We start from the raw sequence: 15029 nt of genomic DNA on the forward strand, positions 1-15029 counted from the left end.
ACACTCGCAATCTGGGTTGCATGACTGATACATCTTCCGAACCCACTGGCCCTGTCGTCACCTCCGAGCCGCCCGCCGCGCCCGCACCGGCAGCCGCCTACGGGGAGCCCCGCAAGCAGAGCCGTCTCACCCAGGCGGTGGCCTGGGTCGGCATCGTCGCGGGCACAGTTTTCATCGTTGCTGTCGTGTTCGGCACCGGATTCTTGCTCGGTGTCCACTCGGGCGGCGGTCATCATCGCTACGGCGGCGGTGGCTGGGAGCGTCCCGGAATGATGTTCCACCACCGCGGTGGTCCGCCGATGGCCCCGTGGGGCCAGGGCGGTCCCGGTTGGCAGGGTGGTCCGAACGGTCCCGGTTTCGGTCCGGGCGGTCCGGGTTTCGGCCCGGGTGGCCCGGGTGGGCAGGGCGGTGCTCCGACAACAGCTCCCCGCTGAGCACCGGTAGTCTTGACCGATTCCAGGAAAGACGCATACTGGGGCGGTGACTCCGGTTCGTGACGACGACCCCAGGGCCCGCTTGCGGGCCGTGGGGCTTCGGGTCACCGCACCGAGGGTCGCGGTGTTGGAGGCACTCGCTGCCGAGCCGCACGCCACCGCAGACGATGTTGCCGTCCGGGTTCGGAAAACCCTGGGATCGGTCTCCACCCAGGCCGTCTACGACGTGCTCCGGGCCTGTGTCAGCGCCGGTCTGATCCGCAAGATAGAGCCGGCCGGCTCGTCCGCCCGCTACGAGACCAGGGCCGGCGACAACCATCACCACCTGGTATGCCGAGTCTGTGGCTTGGTGGTCGACGTCGAATGTGTCATCGGGCCCGCACCCTGTCTCGAGCTCTCGGACGTCGGCGGCTTCGTCGTCGATGAAGCCGAGGTGGTGTTCTGGGGTGTCTGCCCCGATTGCCAGACGCACCGCAATACCACGTAGACCGCATCTGCAGCCCCGACGTCCCGGCTACCACATCAGGTGGCCGGGACGTCTGATTTTCTGGGTGTGTCGGCACGAAACGTGAGATTGTGCCTAACCATGACGCGCAATCCGGTCTTGGTTGCCGTGCTGATCGCCGTCCTGGCATTTGCGGTCGGCTGTGGCACTGCGCAACCGGAACGCAACGCGGCCATGATCTTCGCCGTCGGCGACTGCGTCAGCTTCCCGGCCGACACCCCGTCGGCACCAGAGGTCGCGCGCGCCACCAAGGTGGCCTGTAGCGCTGACCCGAGCTACACCGTCGGGGCTGTCGCCGACGCCGCGGGCAGCTGCCCGAGCGACGAGTACCAGCATCTACCCGCCAAACTGGCCGATCCGTCGACGGCCCGGCTGTGCTTGGTGCCCAATCTCGTGACCTATCACTGCTACGAACTCGGCATGCCCGCCGGCGTGATGGGACTGGCCGACTGCACCTCACGCGGCAACGGCGTGCTGGTGCAGGTGACACAGCGGCTCGACGTCCGTGATGGCTCGACCTGCCCGAAAGCCAGCGGCGAGTACGCCTGGCGGTATCCGTCTCCGGCTCGGACCTACTGCACCCGCACGCTGTACTGACTGGCATGATCGAGTGAATGCGCGCTCTGACTGTGGGGCTCGGGGTGGCCGGTCTGGCGTTGGTCCTGTCGGCACCGGCCGGTGCACGTCCGTCGGACCCGGGTGTGGTGTCCTATGCGGTTCTGCCGAAGGGTTCGGTCGGTAACGTCGTCGGCGCCCCGATGACCTGGGCTTCCGACTCCACGGTTCCGATCCAGTCGTTCTGGGTCGACGACCCGGTGTGCAACAACTGGGCTGACATCGGACTGCCCGAGGTCTACAACGACCCCGATCTGGCGTCGTTCAACAGTGCCACGACCCAGACTTCGGCCAACGACGACAGCCACTACGTCAAACAGGCTGTCGGGGTGTTCGCCACCACCGACGCCGCGGACCGGGCGTTCCACCGGGTGGTCGACCGCACCCAGGGTTGTTCGGGGCTGACCAGCGCGATGCACCTGGACAACTTCGTCACCCAGGTGTGGACTTTTACCGGCGGCCCAGCCGGTCCGACGGACGCGGACTGGGTGAAACAGGAGGCCGATACCGATCGGCGATGTTTCACCACCACACGTAAACGGGAAAACGTGCTCTTACAAGCCAAAGTGTGTCAGTCCGGCAATGGTGGCCCGGCCGTCAACGTACTAGCCGGCGCCATGCAGAACTCGCTCGGGCAATAACTGCGGCACAGAGTTCGGTTACCGGGCACGAACGCGTAATCCGTCCAGAGGGCGATTTGTCGGTCCCATCTGGAAGATGGAAACAACCAGACGGTCCGACACCGGTAAGGACCGGGAGGGGTTTGTTGCCATGGCAGTACCCATCAGGGCTGATCCCGGCCCCCGAACACCCATCGAATTCAGCAGTTCCGATCAGGCCGCTGCCTATATCGGTGCGCATTGCCTGCACGACGGTGCAGTCGGCCGGGTCGGGTTGGAGATCGAGGCCCACTGTTATGACCTGACCGACCCGATGCGCCGTCCCGGCTGGGACGAGCTGACCGCGGCCATCGCGACCGTGCCCCGACTGCCGGGCCGCAGCCGGATCACCGTCGAACCCGGGGGTGCGGTCGAGCTGTCCGGCCCACCGGTGGACGGGCCGCTCGCCGCAATCACCGGGTTGCTGGCCGATCGGGCGACGTTGCGCGCGGCCTTCGCCCGCCGCGGTCTCGGTCTGGTACTGCTGGGCACCGATCCGGTGCGGCCGACGCAGCGGGTGAATCCCGGTGCGCGGTACCGGGCCATGGAACAGTTCTTCGCCGCGAGCGGCACCGGCGCCGCAGGCGCGGCGATGATGACATCGACCGCCTCGGTACAGGTCAATCTGGATGCCGGCCCCCGGGCCGGCTGGGCAGACCGGGTGCGGCTGGCCCATGCGCTTGGCCCGACGATGATCGCCATCACGGCCAATTCACCGCTGCTCGGCGGCGAATTCACCGGCTGGGTCTCGACCCGGCAGCGGGTGTGGGGTGAGCTCGACTCGGCGCGCTGCGGGCCTGTTCTCGGTGCCGATGGGACCGATCCGACCAGCGATTGGGCGCACTACGCGCTACGGGCTCCGGTGATGTTGGTCAACACCGCCGACGACGTGGGCGCGGTGCCCGTCGTCAACTGGGTGCCATTCGCAGACTGGGCCGACGGCCTGGCCGTGCTGGGCGGCAGACGTCCCACCTCGGCCGACCTGGATTACCACCTGACGACACTGTTTCCGCCGGTGCGGCCGCGCCGGTGGCTGGAGATCAGATATCTCGACAGTCTGCCCGATGGGTTGTGGCCGGCCGCAGTGTTCACGCTCACCACGCTGCTCGATGATCCGGATGCCGCCGCGATCGCTGCGGAGGCGACCGCACCGGTGGCGACAGCGTGGGATCGAGCGGCCCGGGTGGGCCTGGCCGATCGGCGGCTTCACGCGGCCGCGGTCAGCTGTGTCCGGGCCGCGGCAGAGCGTGCTCCCGCGGAACTCGCGGAATCGATGCGGCGTTTGGTGCGTTCGGTCGAACAGGGCCGCTCGCCGTCCGACGACTTCGCCGACCGGGCGGTGCGATTCGGGATCGCCTCGGCGGTGAGCCAACTGGCGAAAGGTGAGTCTTGACCACACGCGAGACGCTGGCGCAGGAGCTGACGCAGGCCCGAGAACGCACGCTGCGGTTGGTCGATTTCGACGATGCCGAGCTGCACCGCCAGTACGACCCCCTGATGAGCCCGCTGGTGTGGGATCTTGCGCACATCGGGCAGCAGGAAGAACTGTGGTTGCTGCGCGGTGGCGACCCGGCCCGGCCCGGCATGTTGGCCCCTGCGGTGGAACGGCTTTATGACGCGTTCGAGCATTCCCGTGCCAGCCGCGCCCAGCTGCCGCTGCTGCCGCCCACCGAGGCCCGGGCCTACTGCGCGACGGTGCGTGCCAAGGCGCTCGACGCGCTCGACGCGCTGCCTGAGGACGCGTCGGAGTTCAACTTCGGTCTGGTGATCAGCCACGAAAACCAGCACGACGAAACCATGCTGCAGGCGCTGGGTCTGCGGGTGGGAGTGCCACTGTTGGATACCGACGGCCCATTGCCACCCGGGCGCACCGGCGTGGCCGGCACCTCGGTGCTGATTCCCGGTGGCCCGTTCACGCTCGGCGTCGACGAGCTCACCGAACCGCACTCGCTGGACAACGAGCGTCCCGCGCACGTGGTGGACATACCGTCGTTCCGCATCGGGCGAGTTCCGGTCACCAATGCCGAATGGCGCGGGTTCATCGACGACGGTGGCTATCAACAGCCACGCTGGTGGTCCGAGCGTGGCTGGACCCACCGGCAAGACGCGGGTCTTGTGGCGCCGCAGTTCTGGAATGCCGACGGCACCCGCACCCGGTTCGGACACGTCGAGGCGATCCCGGGCGACGAGCCCGTCCAGCACGTCACGTACTTCGAGGCCGAGGCCTACGCGGCCTGGGCCGGTGCCCGGTTGCCGACCGAGATCGAGTGGGAGAAGGCCTGTGGGTGGGATCCCGCGACCGGGTCCCGGCGCCGATTCCCCTGGGGCGCTTCAGAACCCACCGCTGTACTGGCCAACCTCGGCGGTGACGCGTTGCGCCCGGCACCTGTCGGGGCCTATCCCGCAGGTGCATCGGCCTACGGCGTGGAGCAGCTGCTCGGCGACGTCTGGGAGTGGACCAGCTCCCCGCTGAACCCGTGGCCCGGCTTCACTCCGATGATCTACGAGCGCTACACGCAGCCGTTCTTCGGCGGTGACTACCGGGTGCTGCGTGGCGGATCGTGGGCCGTGGCCGCGGGTATCCTGCGGCCGAGCTTCCGCAACTGGGACCATCCGTTCCGCCGGCAGATCTTCTCCGGTGTCCGGCTCGCCTGGGACGCCGGCTGATGTGCCGGCATCTGGGCTGGCTCGGCGCGCCCCGGTCGGTGGCCTCGCTCGTGCTCGACCCGCCGCAGGGGCTGCTGGTGCAGTCCTACGCGCCGCGACGGCAGAAGCATGGCTTGATGAATGCCGACGGTTGGGGCGCAGGCTTTTTCTCGCCCGATCTCCCCGAAGGCGGGCCCGCCCGCTGGCGCAGTGACAAACCACTGTGGGGTGACGCGTCGTTCGCGTCGGTGGCACCCGCGCTGCGCAGCGGCTGCGTCGTCGCAGCGGTCCGCTCGGCGACCGTCGGCATGCCGATCGAACCGTCGGCATGTGCGCCCTTCACCGACGGACAGTGGCTGCTGTCGCACAACGGCGTGGTGGATCGCGCGGTGCTGTCGGTGACCGCGCACGCCGAATCCACGGTCGACAGTGCGGTGCTCGCGGCGCTGATTTTCTCCCGCGGTCTGGAGACGCTGGGCGACACGGTTGTCGAGGTCGGCGCGGCCGATCCCAACGCCCGGCTGAACATCCTCGCGGCCAACGGTTCTCGCATGCTCGCCACCACCTGGGGTGACACCCTGTCGGTGCTGCGGCAGCCTGACGGCGTGGTGCTGGCCAGTGAACCGTACGACGACGCTCCCGGATGGCGCGACATCCCCGACCGGCACCTGGTGTACGTACACGACTCACACGTCGAGCTGATACCCCTGAAAGGACCGGCATGACGCTGACACTGTCCAACTACCTGGCCGCCGACTCCGCCGCGCAAGCCCTGCGCCGCGACGTCCGTCAAGGCCTCACCCAAACACCGAAAAGCCTGCCACCCAAGTGGTTCTACGATGCGGTGGGCAGCGACCTGTTCGACCAGATCACCAGGCTGCCCGAGTACTACCCGACCCGCACCGAGGCGCGGATCCTGCGCGCACACTCCGCCGAGATCACCGCGGCCGCCGGTGCCGACACCCTGGTGGAGCTGGGCAGTGGCACTTCGGAAAAGACCCGGATGCTGCTCGACGCGATGCGTGACGGTGGACTGCTGCGCCGGTTCATCCCGTTCGACGTCGACGCCGGCGTCTTGCGAGCCGCGGGTAAGGCCATCGGCCGCGAATATCCCGAGGTCGAAATCCATGGGGTGTGTGGCGATTTCGAGGAGCACCTCGGCAAGATCCCGCAGGTAGGACGGCGGTTGGTGATCTTCCTGGGGTCCACGATCGGCAACCTGACACCCGGTCCGCGGGCCGAGTTCCTGGACACCCTGGCCGACACTCTGCAACCGGGCGACAGTCTGCTGTTGGGCACCGACCTGGTGAAGGACACGGCGCGGCTGGTCCGCGCCTATGACGACAGTGCCGGGGTGACAGCCGAATTCAACCGCAACGTGCTGGCCGTGGTGAACCGCGAGTTGGGTGCTGACTTCGACCCGGCGGCCTTCGAGCATGTCGCCCGGTGGAACGGCGACGAGGAGCGCATCGAGATGTGGCTGCGGAGCCGCGATGCGCAGCGGGTCCGGGTGTCGGCACTCGGCCTCGATGTGACGTTCGCCGCGGGCGAGGAGATGCTGACCGAGGTGTCGTACAAGTTCCGACCCGACGGTGTGACGGCAGAGCTGACGAAAGCCGGCCTGCGACAAACTCATTGGTGGACCGACGGGGCGGGCGACTTCGGCCTGTCGCTGGCCGTCAAATGAGCCTCGCGCAGCAGTGGCGCGCCGCCCGCCCGCAGGTCGCCGGGCTGCACCTGGACAGCGGTGCATGCTCCCGGCAGAGTTTCGCGGCGATCGACGCGGCAGCCGCCCACGCCCGCCACGAGGCCGAGGTCGGTGGTTACGTCGCGCTCGACGCCGCGGCCCCTGTGCTCGATGCGGGCCGGGCCGCGGTCGCGGCACTGACCGGGCTGCCCGCCGCCAACGTGGTCTACACCTTCGGCTCTGGCAACGGCCTGGATCTGCTGCTGAGCAGCTGGCCGGGGGAGCGGACCGCCGCGTGCCTAGTGGGTGAGTACGGGCCCAACCTTGCGGTGATGGCGGCCAACGGTTTTGCGGTCCGGGCCTTACCCGTCGACGCGGCCGGCCGGTTGGACGTCGACGCGGCGGCCGGCCAACTCGCAGCTGACCCGCCCGCGCTCGCGCACCTGACGGCACTGGCCAGTCATCGCGGTGTGGCCCAGCCGCTGGCGGAGTTCGCCGCGGTATGCCGGGCTGCCGGCATACCTCTCGTGGTGGATGCCGCCCAGGCCCTCGGCCATCTCGACTGCAATGTCGGCGCCGCCGCGCTGTACTCGTCGGCGCGCAAATGGCTGGCCGGCCCGCGCGGCGTGGGAGTACTCGCACTCGGCGAGGAGCTGGCCCAGCGGCTGCAGCCTCGGGTGCCGCCACCTTCCTGGGGCATACCGGCGCGGGCGGTGCGGACGCTGGACGGGGTCGAATCGAATGCCGCTGCCCGCATCGGGTTTTCGGTTGCGATCGGCGAGTACCTCGCGGCCGGTCCCGACCGGGTGCGTGCCCGGCTGGCCGAGGTGGGCCGGCTGTCTCGGCAGGTGCTCGCCGATGCGCCCGGTTGGCGCGTGGTGGAATCGGCTGACGAGCCCACGGCCATCACCACGCTGGAGCCGACCGACGGGGCCGACCCAACGGCGGTGCGGGCCCGGCTCATCGCCGAGCACGGCATCGTCACCACGGCATGTGAACTCCTGCGGGCGCCTTTCGAGATGACCAAACCGGTGCTGCGGATCTCCCCGCACGTCGATGCAGGTGTCGAAGACCTTGGACAGTTTGCGCGGGCGTTGCGGGAAGTCGTGTAGCGAACGGTGTCTAGTGGCGGCCCTGCAGCACTGCTTCGATGTTGCGTTCCGCTAATGCCGTGATCGACATGAACGGGTTGCACCCGAGATAGCCCGGCATCAGCGATGCGTCGTTGACATAGAGGTTGTCGTAACCTTTGACGCGTCCGAACGCATCGGTGACGGCACCGCGGACACAACCGCCCAACGGATGAACTGTGTTAGGGGCGAAGATCTCCCCGGAATAGATGTCATCGCGGTAATCAACCCCGTTGACTTGCGTCAGCTTGTCGAAGACCTTTCGAGTCCGCTCGGTCAGGTGGTCGGTGTAGGCGGCAGGCCAGTCGATGGTGATCGAATCCGATGTTCGGTCATAGGTGATGTCGGCGCGATCACCGGTCTTGACCATGACGTAGTAGCCGAGCATGAAGGTCTCGACCGGCAGCGGAAGGGAAAACATGGTGGCGTAGACCGGGTTCTCGGTGTCGGCCCGACCGTCGAGGTTGATCAGCCCGAGTAGTGACTGCTGGGTTCCGGCGGGGTCGCTTTTCTTGAGCCAGTGCGACACCATCATGTCACCGTTGTTGCCGTATCCGGATCCCAGAGCGTCATTCAGGTCTGGTAGCGCCCCGGTCTCCCGGGCACGCAACAGAATCTGATTGGTACCCAATACACCGGCGGTCAAAAACAGTTGATCGCAACCGATTTCGTCGCGGCCGGTTTCCTTGCCCCAGCGGTCGATCGATCTGGTGGACACCACGTATTCGCGGCCCTCCCGGCGTACGGCGGTCACTTCCGTAAGCGGCCGCAACGTGACCTTCCCGGTAGCCAGGGCGGATGCGACATAAGTCTGGTCGACGCTGCCCCTGCGCCCGTAGTTGTTGCCGAACTGCTGCTCGAACGCGAACGCCGATCGTTCGACCTTTCCGGCCTCTTCGTCCTTCATGTAGTCGAACGAGTAGGCACTGCCGTTGTAATCGACCGGATACCCTGCCGCGGCGGCATATTCGCGGCCGACGCGGGCGAACTGGAACCACGGCGTACGTTCGAACCAGTCCATGTCGCGGTAGCTGATCAGCAGCGTGCGTTTGGCGCGCTCGATGTATGTTCCCAGGAACTCGTCCACGCCGATGTCAGGGAAGCATTCGGCGATCTGCCGCTTAGTCGGCACGGCGGCCACGGCGGCGTTGACCAGTGAGCCTCCGCCGACCCCGACTCCGCGAAACACATGGTGGGCGCCGTGCGTCGTCTTGTCGCAGATCCCGGCTTGAACGGGCTGCGGCGACGGCGAATTGCGTGCGATCTCGTCGATCGAGAATCCTTGGAACGACGTGACCAGGCTCGGCGGAACCGAACTGAACCAGCCCGCCCGCGTGTCGGCGGGCAACATCTTGGTGAACCGTTTGCCGTCGGCGTCGGGTGTTTCCCACAGCCGGCCCTTCTCCAACAGGAGGGTCTCAATGCCGGCCTCTCCCAGGCGAAGTGCAGACACCCCACCGCCATAGCCGCTTCCGATCACGATCGCGGGGTAGTGAGCGCGAGGCTCGGATTCCTCGGTACGTCGGTACATCCACCAGCCTGCGCCGCCGGCACTCAGTGCTACAGCCGTACCGGCGCCCAGAAACCGCCGGCGCGATATGGCGGTCATACAGCGCGCGTCTGGTGTCTGCGGATGAGGTGTTCGCGGTGCCGCGGGTCGAGCGCAGCCAACTCGATGCGACCCGAATAGTGCTCGAGCACCTGCGGATCCATGACTCTGCGCCACAGCGGCGGAACCAGTGACAGCACGAACATGACGCCGTATCCGTTGGGCAGCTGAGGCGCCTCGTCGAGACTGCGCAGGGTTTGGTAGCGCCGTTGGGGATTGGTGTGATGGTCGGAGTGGCGCTGGAGGTGGTAGAGGAAGACGTTTGCGACCAGGGTGTTGCTGTTCCAGCTATGCCGAGCGGAGACGGGTTCGTACCGGCCGCTGGGCAGACGTTGGCGCCGCAGTCCGTAGTGCTCGAGGTAGTTGACCGCTTCGAGCAGACAGACGCCGACGATCGCCTGGCCGATGAGCATCGGAAGGACCACCGGCCCGAACCACACGGCGAGCCCGCAGAACAGGACGAGACTCATCAGCCATGCGTTGAGCACATTGTTTTGGAATGTCCACGGTGTCTTGCCACGGCGGGTGAATCGTCGTGCCTCCAACGCCCATGCGGATCGAAGCCCGCCGATCACCGAGCGCGGAATGAAGCGGTACAGGCTTTGACCCATCAGTGAACTGGCGGGATCGGCCGGTGTCGCGACGCGTACGTGGTGACCGCGATTGTGTTCGACGAAGAAGTGGCCGTAGCACGTCTGGGCCAGGGCGATCTTGCTCAACCGCCGCTCAAGGCGGGCGTTTCTGTGTCCCAACTCGTGGGCGGCGTTGATCCCGATACCGCCCACGATCCCCACCGTGACCAGTAGGCCGGCGCGGTCGATCGGCGACAGGACAATCCAGCCGCCACCGCTCCAACAACCAGCACGCGAAGATCAGTGACAGGTACTGGGTGGGCAGGTAGAGGTAGGTCGCCCAGCGATACCAGTGATCGTTGTCGAGATCGATGTAGGCGTCGTCGGCTGGGGTGCTGCGGTCGGTCCCGACGACGCAGTCGAGCAGCGGCATCACTACGAACGTCAGAAGCGCCCCGAGCCACCAGAACCCACCGAACCCCGTTACTTTCACGGCCAGCCAAGACACCATCACCAAGCAAGGGATCGCAGCGGCGAGAAGCCACAGATACCGCTTTGGGTCATTCCAATTGCGCTGTGTGTCAGCGTTGTAACTGCTCGTTACGAAGCCGGCTGTCATGACCGCCCCGATCTTCAAATGACATATGCCTCGGAGCACTCTAGCAATTTTTATAAGAATTCGACAGTCCTTGTGTGCGTCGCCACATGGCCTTTGCTAATACCATGGATAGGCGCACGAACGACGATGACCAGCTTTGCTGAGCAGGGCTAGATGCCTGATTTGACCTCGATGGTTCGAGGATTTACCTGTAGGAGCGCGTCCGCACACCTTTCGCTGTAAAGGTGGCTGTCCATTCAGTCGTCATGATCTGGTTGCGCTCCTTCGGCAAATACGAAAGTGCGGTTGTGTCCGTTTGTTGCGGTTCCGAGGATGTTTGGGTGCAGCAGCTTTGCCGACGGGCGATCGGGACAGTGACGGAAATGCCGACTGCTCAGGGTGTGTCGGACGACAGACGCGCGCGCTCGCGGTGCCTGGGCGCTCAGTCCTTGTGTGCGGTCAGAAGGAAGGCCGGGAACTTGATCCGGCCCTTCTCGTCGTGATCGTGCGGCAGTGGTTCCACCGGTGTGCCCGGGATCGCGGTTACGTTCGCGTGGATGAAGGCCGGGCGGATGTCGTCGACCACCCAGTGCTTGGACACGGCCGCCCGTAACTCGTCCTCGTCAACTTCGTTGGGCTTGGTCTCCAGGTCTTCCGGGAACGCACCCTTGGCGAACACCAGCACGTAGTAGGACGCGCCGGGTGCCGAGGCCCGGTGAATCGAGCTCAGGTAGCCGTCGCGGCTCTCGACGGGTAGCGAATGGAACAAGGTCGAATCCACCACGGTGCTGAATCGGCCGTTGTAGCCGGTGAACGAGGTGATATCACCCTGTACGAAGCTGGCGGTTCTCAGATTGCGCTCCTGCGCGGCACGGTTGGCCGCGGCGATCGCCGTCGGGCTCAAATCCATGCCCACGACGGTGTAGCCGTCGGCCGCCAGGGTCAGCGACAGTTCCGCGTGGCCGCAGCCGGCGTCGAGCACATCACTACGGAACTTTCCAGCCCGGTGCAGCGCCGCCAGTTCGGGCTGTGGCTCACCGATATTCCACGGTGGCGGGCCGGCGAACTCGCCTGTGCCGCGGTAGGCGTTGTCCCAATCCATGACCTGATCAAATGCCATGCAGTCCAACCTACGCGAGTCAATCCCAGCTGTGGACCGGCTCATTACTGTGCATCTGCTGGACGTACAGCCGCAACATTTCGGCCAGTGCCTGCGGCCTGGACACCCCGCGCCGTTCGATCCTCTGCACCGTCGATACCTGCCAGGCCGCACCGGTCTGCCCGGTCTTCGCCCGTGCCTCGATCACCCCGAGGTAGCGGTCACACACCTCGCCTGCCACACCCCAGTGCCGCAGCCCGTCGTGGGCCATCGGTAGCAGCCGGCGCAGTATCAATTCGTCTGGAGTCACCTCGCCCAGCCCGGGCCAGTACAGCCGGGACTCCATGCCGTGTTGCGCAGCGGATTCGAAATTATGTTGTGCAGCAGCGAAACTCAGCCTCGTCCAGATCGGCCGGTCCTCCTCGGACAGGGTGCGCAGCAACCCGTAGTAGAACGCTGAGTTGGCCATCATGTCCACCACGGTCGGCCCGGCAGGCAGTACCCGGTTCTCCACCCGCAGGTGCGGCAACCCGTTCACGACGTCGTAGACAGGCCGGTTCCAGCGGTAGATGGTGCCGTTGTGCAGCCGCAGCTCCGGCAGCCGCGGTGCCCGGCCGGCCGCCAGCTCGGCTGCCGGGTCCTCGTCGGACAGCTCGGGCAGCAGCGACGGGAAATACCGCACGTTCTCCTCGAAGAGGTCGAAGATCGAGGTGATCCAGCGCTCGCCGAACCAGACCCGTGGGCGGACGCCCTGCGTCTTGAGCTCGTCGGGGCGGGTGTCGGTGGCCTGGGCAAACAGTTCGACGCGCGTCTCGGCCCACAGTTGATGGCCGAAGAAGTAGGGCGAGTTGGCGCCGACGGCCAGCTGCGGGCCGGCCAGCACCTGCGCGGCGTTCCAGTTTCTGGCGAAATCGGCGGGCGAGACCTGCAGATGCAGCTGCATGCTGGTACACGCCGATTCCGGGGCGATCGACGCGGCCTGCAGCGAAAGACGCTCCGGACCGGAAATATCGATCGTCATGTCCTCGCCGCGCGCGGTGAAGATCGAGTCGTTGAGCGCCTGGTATCGCGTCGATTCACTCATCCAGCCGGCGGAAAGATGTTCGGGCATAAGCGTCGGCAGGATGCCGACCATGACGATGTGTGCGCCGTTCTGGCTGGCCTTCGTCTCGGCTGCGTTGAGGCTGTCCCGCACTTCGGATTCCAGGTCCAGCGCGGAGCGACCGGGCAAGGGCCGAGGCGGCACATTGAATTCGATGTTGTAGGCGCCCAGTTCGGTCTGGTACGCGGGATCGGCGATGGAGGCCAGGACCTCCTGGTTGGTCATCGCCGGTTGGTAGGCGTCGTCCACCAGATTGCATTCGATCTCCATGCCGGTCAGCGGCCGCTCGAACTCGAATCTGGACTGGGTCAGCATGGTCTCGAACACGTCGAGGCAGAGTTGCACCTTGCGCCGGTACGCTTGCCGGTGCGCTCGGGTGTATTCGGTGTTGCTGACCTCTTCGCCCACACGCCGATGCAACAACGTCGGGGATCCGGTGCGCAGGAAAATTGCGTAATAGGCTCGCTGATTGTGTGCCCGACAAGCTGACGACGACCAGGGCGGGCTCGAGCAGGTCGACGGTGTCGACCGCGTCGCCGCGCTGACCGGGGTGCGGGCGGTCGCCGCGATGACCGTGATGGGAACCCACGCGTCCTACGGCACCGGGCTGCTCACCCACGGCTATGCCGGTCTGCTGGGCGCGCGCCTGGAGATCGGGGTGCCGATCTTCTTCGTGCTCTCAGGGCTGTTGTTGTTCCGCCCGTGGGTGCGGGCCGTGGTCGGCGGGGGTCAGGCGCCGTCGGTGCTGCGGTATGCCCGCAGCCGGTTCCGCCGAATCGTGCCCGCGTATGTGGTGACGGTGCTGCTGGTGTTCGGGATCTACCAGCTGCGCCCGGTACACCCCAACCCGGGCCACACCTGGGTGGGGCTGGTGCGGAATCTGACCTTGACCCAGATCTACAGCGACGACTACTTCACGTCCTACCTGCATCAAGGGCTGAGCCAGATGTGGAGCTTGGCTGTGGAGGTGGCGTTCTACGCAGTGCTGCCGGTGCTGGCCTACCTGCTGCTGGTGGTGCTGTGCCGCCGCCGGTTCCGGCCGCTGCGGCTGTTCACTGGGCTGACGGTGATCGCCGGGGTGAGCCCGGCTTGGCTGGTGATCCTGCACAACACCCACTGGTTGCCGGTGGGTGCGGGGGCGTGGTTGCCGCACTACCTGGCCTGGTTCGCGGGCGGCATGATGCTCGCGGTGCTGGCGACGACGGGGGTGCGGTGCTATGCGCTGGCGGCGCTGCCGCTGGCCGTGGCCTGCTATCTGGTGGTGTCGACGCCGATTGCCGGGCGGACCACCGCGGTCACCCTAAGCCTGTCCGAAGATGTATCCAAGACGATCCTGTATGCGGTGATCGCCACGCTGGTGGTGGCGCCGCTCGCGTTGGGGGATTCCGGCGTGTACGCCCGGCTGATGGGCAGCCGGCCGCTGGTGTGGCTGGGGGAGATCTCGTACGAGATCTTCCTGCTGCACGTGGTGGTCATGGACCTGGTGATGGCGCTGGTGCTGCGGTGGCCCGTCTACACCGGCTCCGCCGCGGTGCTGTTCGCTGTCACACTGGCCGCGACCGTGCCGCCGGCGTGGTTGCTGCATCGGCTCACCCGGCCCCGACGCTAGCCACGGCGTGCGATGACGATCTGGGGCAGTGTGACCCCGCTGCGCAGTTCGACCTCGATGGTCCGGTCGGCGTGCAGGGCGAGGCTGCGCAGTGCCGAGGGGCTGTAGGAGCGCAACGAGCTGATGACGCCGTCGTGGAGGAACGGGACGAACGGCGCGGCCGGCAGCATCACCGCGAGCCTCAGCAGATGCAGCAGGGCGGGCGGGCGCGGCAGGTCGATGATCAGCAGCCTGTCCGCGACGCGGGTGCCCTCGGCGAACACCCGGGAGGCCTGCGATGGAGTCAGGTGATGAAAGGACAAGGCAAACACCGCCAGGTCGAAAGCGCCGTCGGCGGCATCGATCCCGGTGGCGTCGAGCCGCCGGACTTCTGCGCGGGGATGAGTGCCGAGCTCGCCCGCGGCCAGTGCGGCCACCGAGGCCTGGTCGACGTCGGAGACGGTGACATGCGCCGACGGATGATTGACCAGCAGCTGGCGTGACAGCCCGCCGTGCCCGGCGCCGAGCTCCAGAATTCGCGGGTCGGGCACCTCGGCGACCAGGTCCAGCGCGATCGCCGCGAACTTCTCGTGGTTGCCGAAGAACCGGCCGGTCCAGTCCAGGGCGTCGATCACCTGCCGTTTGCGCGTATCGGCGCCGTTGTCTCCGTCGTCGTCGCGGTCGAGGTATTCCAGCCGGTCGGTCTCCAGCAGCCGGTCCAGACAGGATGCGTCGTAGCCGCCGCGGGGCATCCGTTCGATACCGATTTTCGGCGACGTGCCGCT

Annotated in this window: 14 protein-coding genes and 1 pseudogene; 10 read left to right on the forward strand and 5 right to left on the reverse strand. The window is 66.7% G+C overall.

Going from position 1 to position 15029, the window contains the following annotated elements; all coding sequences use genetic code 11:
* The first annotated feature begins 20 nt into the window (after nt 1-20).
* The 9 genes from B133_RS0119425 (at nt 21) to egtE (ending at nt 7658) form a co-directional block, all read left to right on the forward strand.
* Nucleotides 21-434, forward strand: coding sequence for a hypothetical protein (locus B133_RS0119425; protein WP_018603417.1), 414 nt, complete (start codon nt 21-23; stop codon nt 432-434).
* A gap of 46 nt (nt 435-480) precedes the next feature.
* On the forward strand, nt 481-921 hold the full coding sequence (locus B133_RS0119430) for a Fur family transcriptional regulator (protein WP_018603418.1): 441 nt from the start codon (nt 481-483) through the stop codon (nt 919-921).
* A gap of 99 nt (nt 922-1020) precedes the next feature.
* Nucleotides 1021-1536, forward strand: coding sequence for a hypothetical protein (locus B133_RS0119435; RefSeq protein WP_018603419.1), 516 nt, complete (start codon nt 1021-1023; stop codon nt 1534-1536).
* 17 nt (nt 1537-1553) lie between these two features.
* On the forward strand, nt 1554-2195 hold the full coding sequence (locus tag B133_RS0119440) for a sensor domain-containing protein (RefSeq protein WP_018603420.1): 642 nt from the start codon (nt 1554-1556) through the stop codon (nt 2193-2195).
* A 130-nt stretch (nt 2196-2325) separates the two neighbouring features.
* On the forward strand, nt 2326-3606 hold the full coding sequence (gene egtA, locus B133_RS0119445) for an ergothioneine biosynthesis glutamate--cysteine ligase EgtA (RefSeq protein WP_018603421.1): 1281 nt from the start codon (nt 2326-2328) through the stop codon (nt 3604-3606).
* Nucleotides 3603-4880: an ergothioneine biosynthesis protein EgtB gene (gene egtB / locus B133_RS0119450; RefSeq protein WP_018603422.1), complete on the forward strand. Its 1278-nt coding sequence runs from the start codon at nt 3603-3605 to the stop codon at nt 4878-4880. The genes egtA and egtB overlap by 4 nt, the downstream gene beginning before the upstream one ends.
* Nucleotides 4880-5584: an ergothioneine biosynthesis protein EgtC gene (gene egtC, locus B133_RS0119455; RefSeq protein ID WP_018603424.1), complete on the forward strand. Its 705-nt coding sequence runs from the start codon at nt 4880-4882 to the stop codon at nt 5582-5584. Before egtB ends, egtC begins: the two co-directional genes overlap by 1 nt.
* Nucleotides 5581-6546 (forward strand): L-histidine N(alpha)-methyltransferase, encoded by a 966-nt coding sequence (gene egtD, locus B133_RS0119460; protein ID WP_018603426.1) that lies wholly within the window; start codon nt 5581-5583, stop codon nt 6544-6546. Before egtC ends, egtD begins: the two co-directional genes overlap by 4 nt.
* Nucleotides 6543-7658, forward strand: a complete 1116-nt coding sequence (gene egtE / locus B133_RS0119465; protein WP_018603428.1) for an ergothioneine biosynthesis PLP-dependent enzyme EgtE — start codon at nt 6543-6545, stop codon at nt 7656-7658. Before egtD ends, egtE begins: the two co-directional genes overlap by 4 nt.
* Before the next feature lie 10 nt (nt 7659-7668).
* On the opposite strand, the gene B133_RS0119470 is transcribed toward egtE, so the two are convergent.
* From B133_RS0119470 to B133_RS0119485, 4 genes and pseudogenes are all read right to left on the reverse strand, one after another.
* On the reverse strand, nt 7669-9285 hold the full coding sequence (locus B133_RS0119470; protein ID WP_018603430.1) for a GMC oxidoreductase: 1617 nt from the start codon (nt 9283-9285) through the stop codon (nt 7669-7671).
* A pseudogene (locus B133_RS23045) lies at nt 9282-10476 on the reverse strand (alkane 1-monooxygenase). The gene B133_RS0119470 and the pseudogene B133_RS23045 overlap by 4 nt, the downstream one beginning before the upstream one ends.
* A 421-nt stretch (nt 10477-10897) precedes the next feature.
* The gene (locus B133_RS0119480) at nt 10898-11575 is read right to left on the reverse strand and encodes a class I SAM-dependent methyltransferase (RefSeq protein ID WP_018603432.1); all 678 of its coding nucleotides are present in this window, start codon (nt 11573-11575) and stop codon (nt 10898-10900) included.
* Between the two features lie 19 nt (nt 11576-11594).
* Nucleotides 11595-13064, reverse strand: coding sequence for a hypothetical protein (locus tag B133_RS0119485; protein WP_018603434.1), 1470 nt, complete (start codon nt 13062-13064; stop codon nt 11595-11597).
* A gap of 61 nt (nt 13065-13125) precedes the next feature.
* Between B133_RS0119485 and B133_RS0119490 the strand changes: the two genes are divergently transcribed.
* Entirely contained in the window at nt 13126-14265 is a 1140-nt protein-coding gene (locus tag B133_RS0119490) for an acyltransferase (protein ID WP_018603436.1), read from the forward strand.
* On the opposite strand, the gene B133_RS0119495 is transcribed toward B133_RS0119490, so the two are convergent.
* Nucleotides 14262-14996 (reverse strand): class I SAM-dependent methyltransferase, encoded by a 735-nt coding sequence (locus B133_RS0119495; protein WP_018603438.1) that lies wholly within the window; start codon nt 14994-14996, stop codon nt 14262-14264. The genes B133_RS0119490 and B133_RS0119495 overlap by 4 nt on opposite strands.
* Nucleotides 14997-15029 lie beyond the last annotated feature (33 nt).

The organism is Mycobacterium sp. 155 (genome assembly GCF_000373905.1).
In the GTDB taxonomy this organism is placed as follows: domain Bacteria; phylum Actinomycetota; class Actinomycetes; order Mycobacteriales; family Mycobacteriaceae; genus Mycobacterium.

What these genes read in the sequence shown, in the direction of transcription:
- B133_RS0119425 (WP_018603417.1), top strand. Translation starts at nt 21, where the DNA reads ATGACTGATACATCTTCCGAACCCACTGGCCCTGTCGTCACCTCCGAG.
- B133_RS0119435 (WP_018603419.1), top strand. Translation starts at nt 1,021, where the DNA reads ATGACGCGCAATCCGGTCTTGGTTGCCGTGCTGATCGCCGTCCTGGCA.
- B133_RS0119440 (WP_018603420.1), top strand. Translation starts at nt 1,554, where the DNA reads ATGCGCGCTCTGACTGTGGGGCTCGGGGTGGCCGGTCTGGCGTTGGTC.
- egtA (WP_018603421.1), top strand. Translation starts at nt 2,326, where the DNA reads ATGGCAGTACCCATCAGGGCTGATCCCGGCCCCCGAACACCCATCGAA.
- egtC (WP_018603424.1), top strand. Translation starts at nt 4,880, where the DNA reads ATGTGCCGGCATCTGGGCTGGCTCGGCGCGCCCCGGTCGGTGGCCTCG.
- egtD (WP_018603426.1), top strand. Translation starts at nt 5,581, where the DNA reads ATGACGCTGACACTGTCCAACTACCTGGCCGCCGACTCCGCCGCGCAA.
- egtE (WP_018603428.1), top strand. Translation starts at nt 6,543, where the DNA reads ATGAGCCTCGCGCAGCAGTGGCGCGCCGCCCGCCCGCAGGTCGCCGGG.
- B133_RS0119470 (WP_018603430.1), bottom strand. Translation starts at nt 9,285, where the DNA reads ATGACCGCCATATCGCGCCGGCGGTTTCTGGGCGCCGGTACGGCTGTA.
- B133_RS0119480 (WP_018603432.1), bottom strand. Translation starts at nt 11,575, where the DNA reads ATGGCATTTGATCAGGTCATGGATTGGGACAACGCCTACCGCGGCACA.
- B133_RS0119495 (WP_018603438.1), bottom strand. Translation starts at nt 14,996, where the DNA reads ATGCCCCGCGGCGGCTACGACGCATCCTGTCTGGACCGGCTGCTGGAG.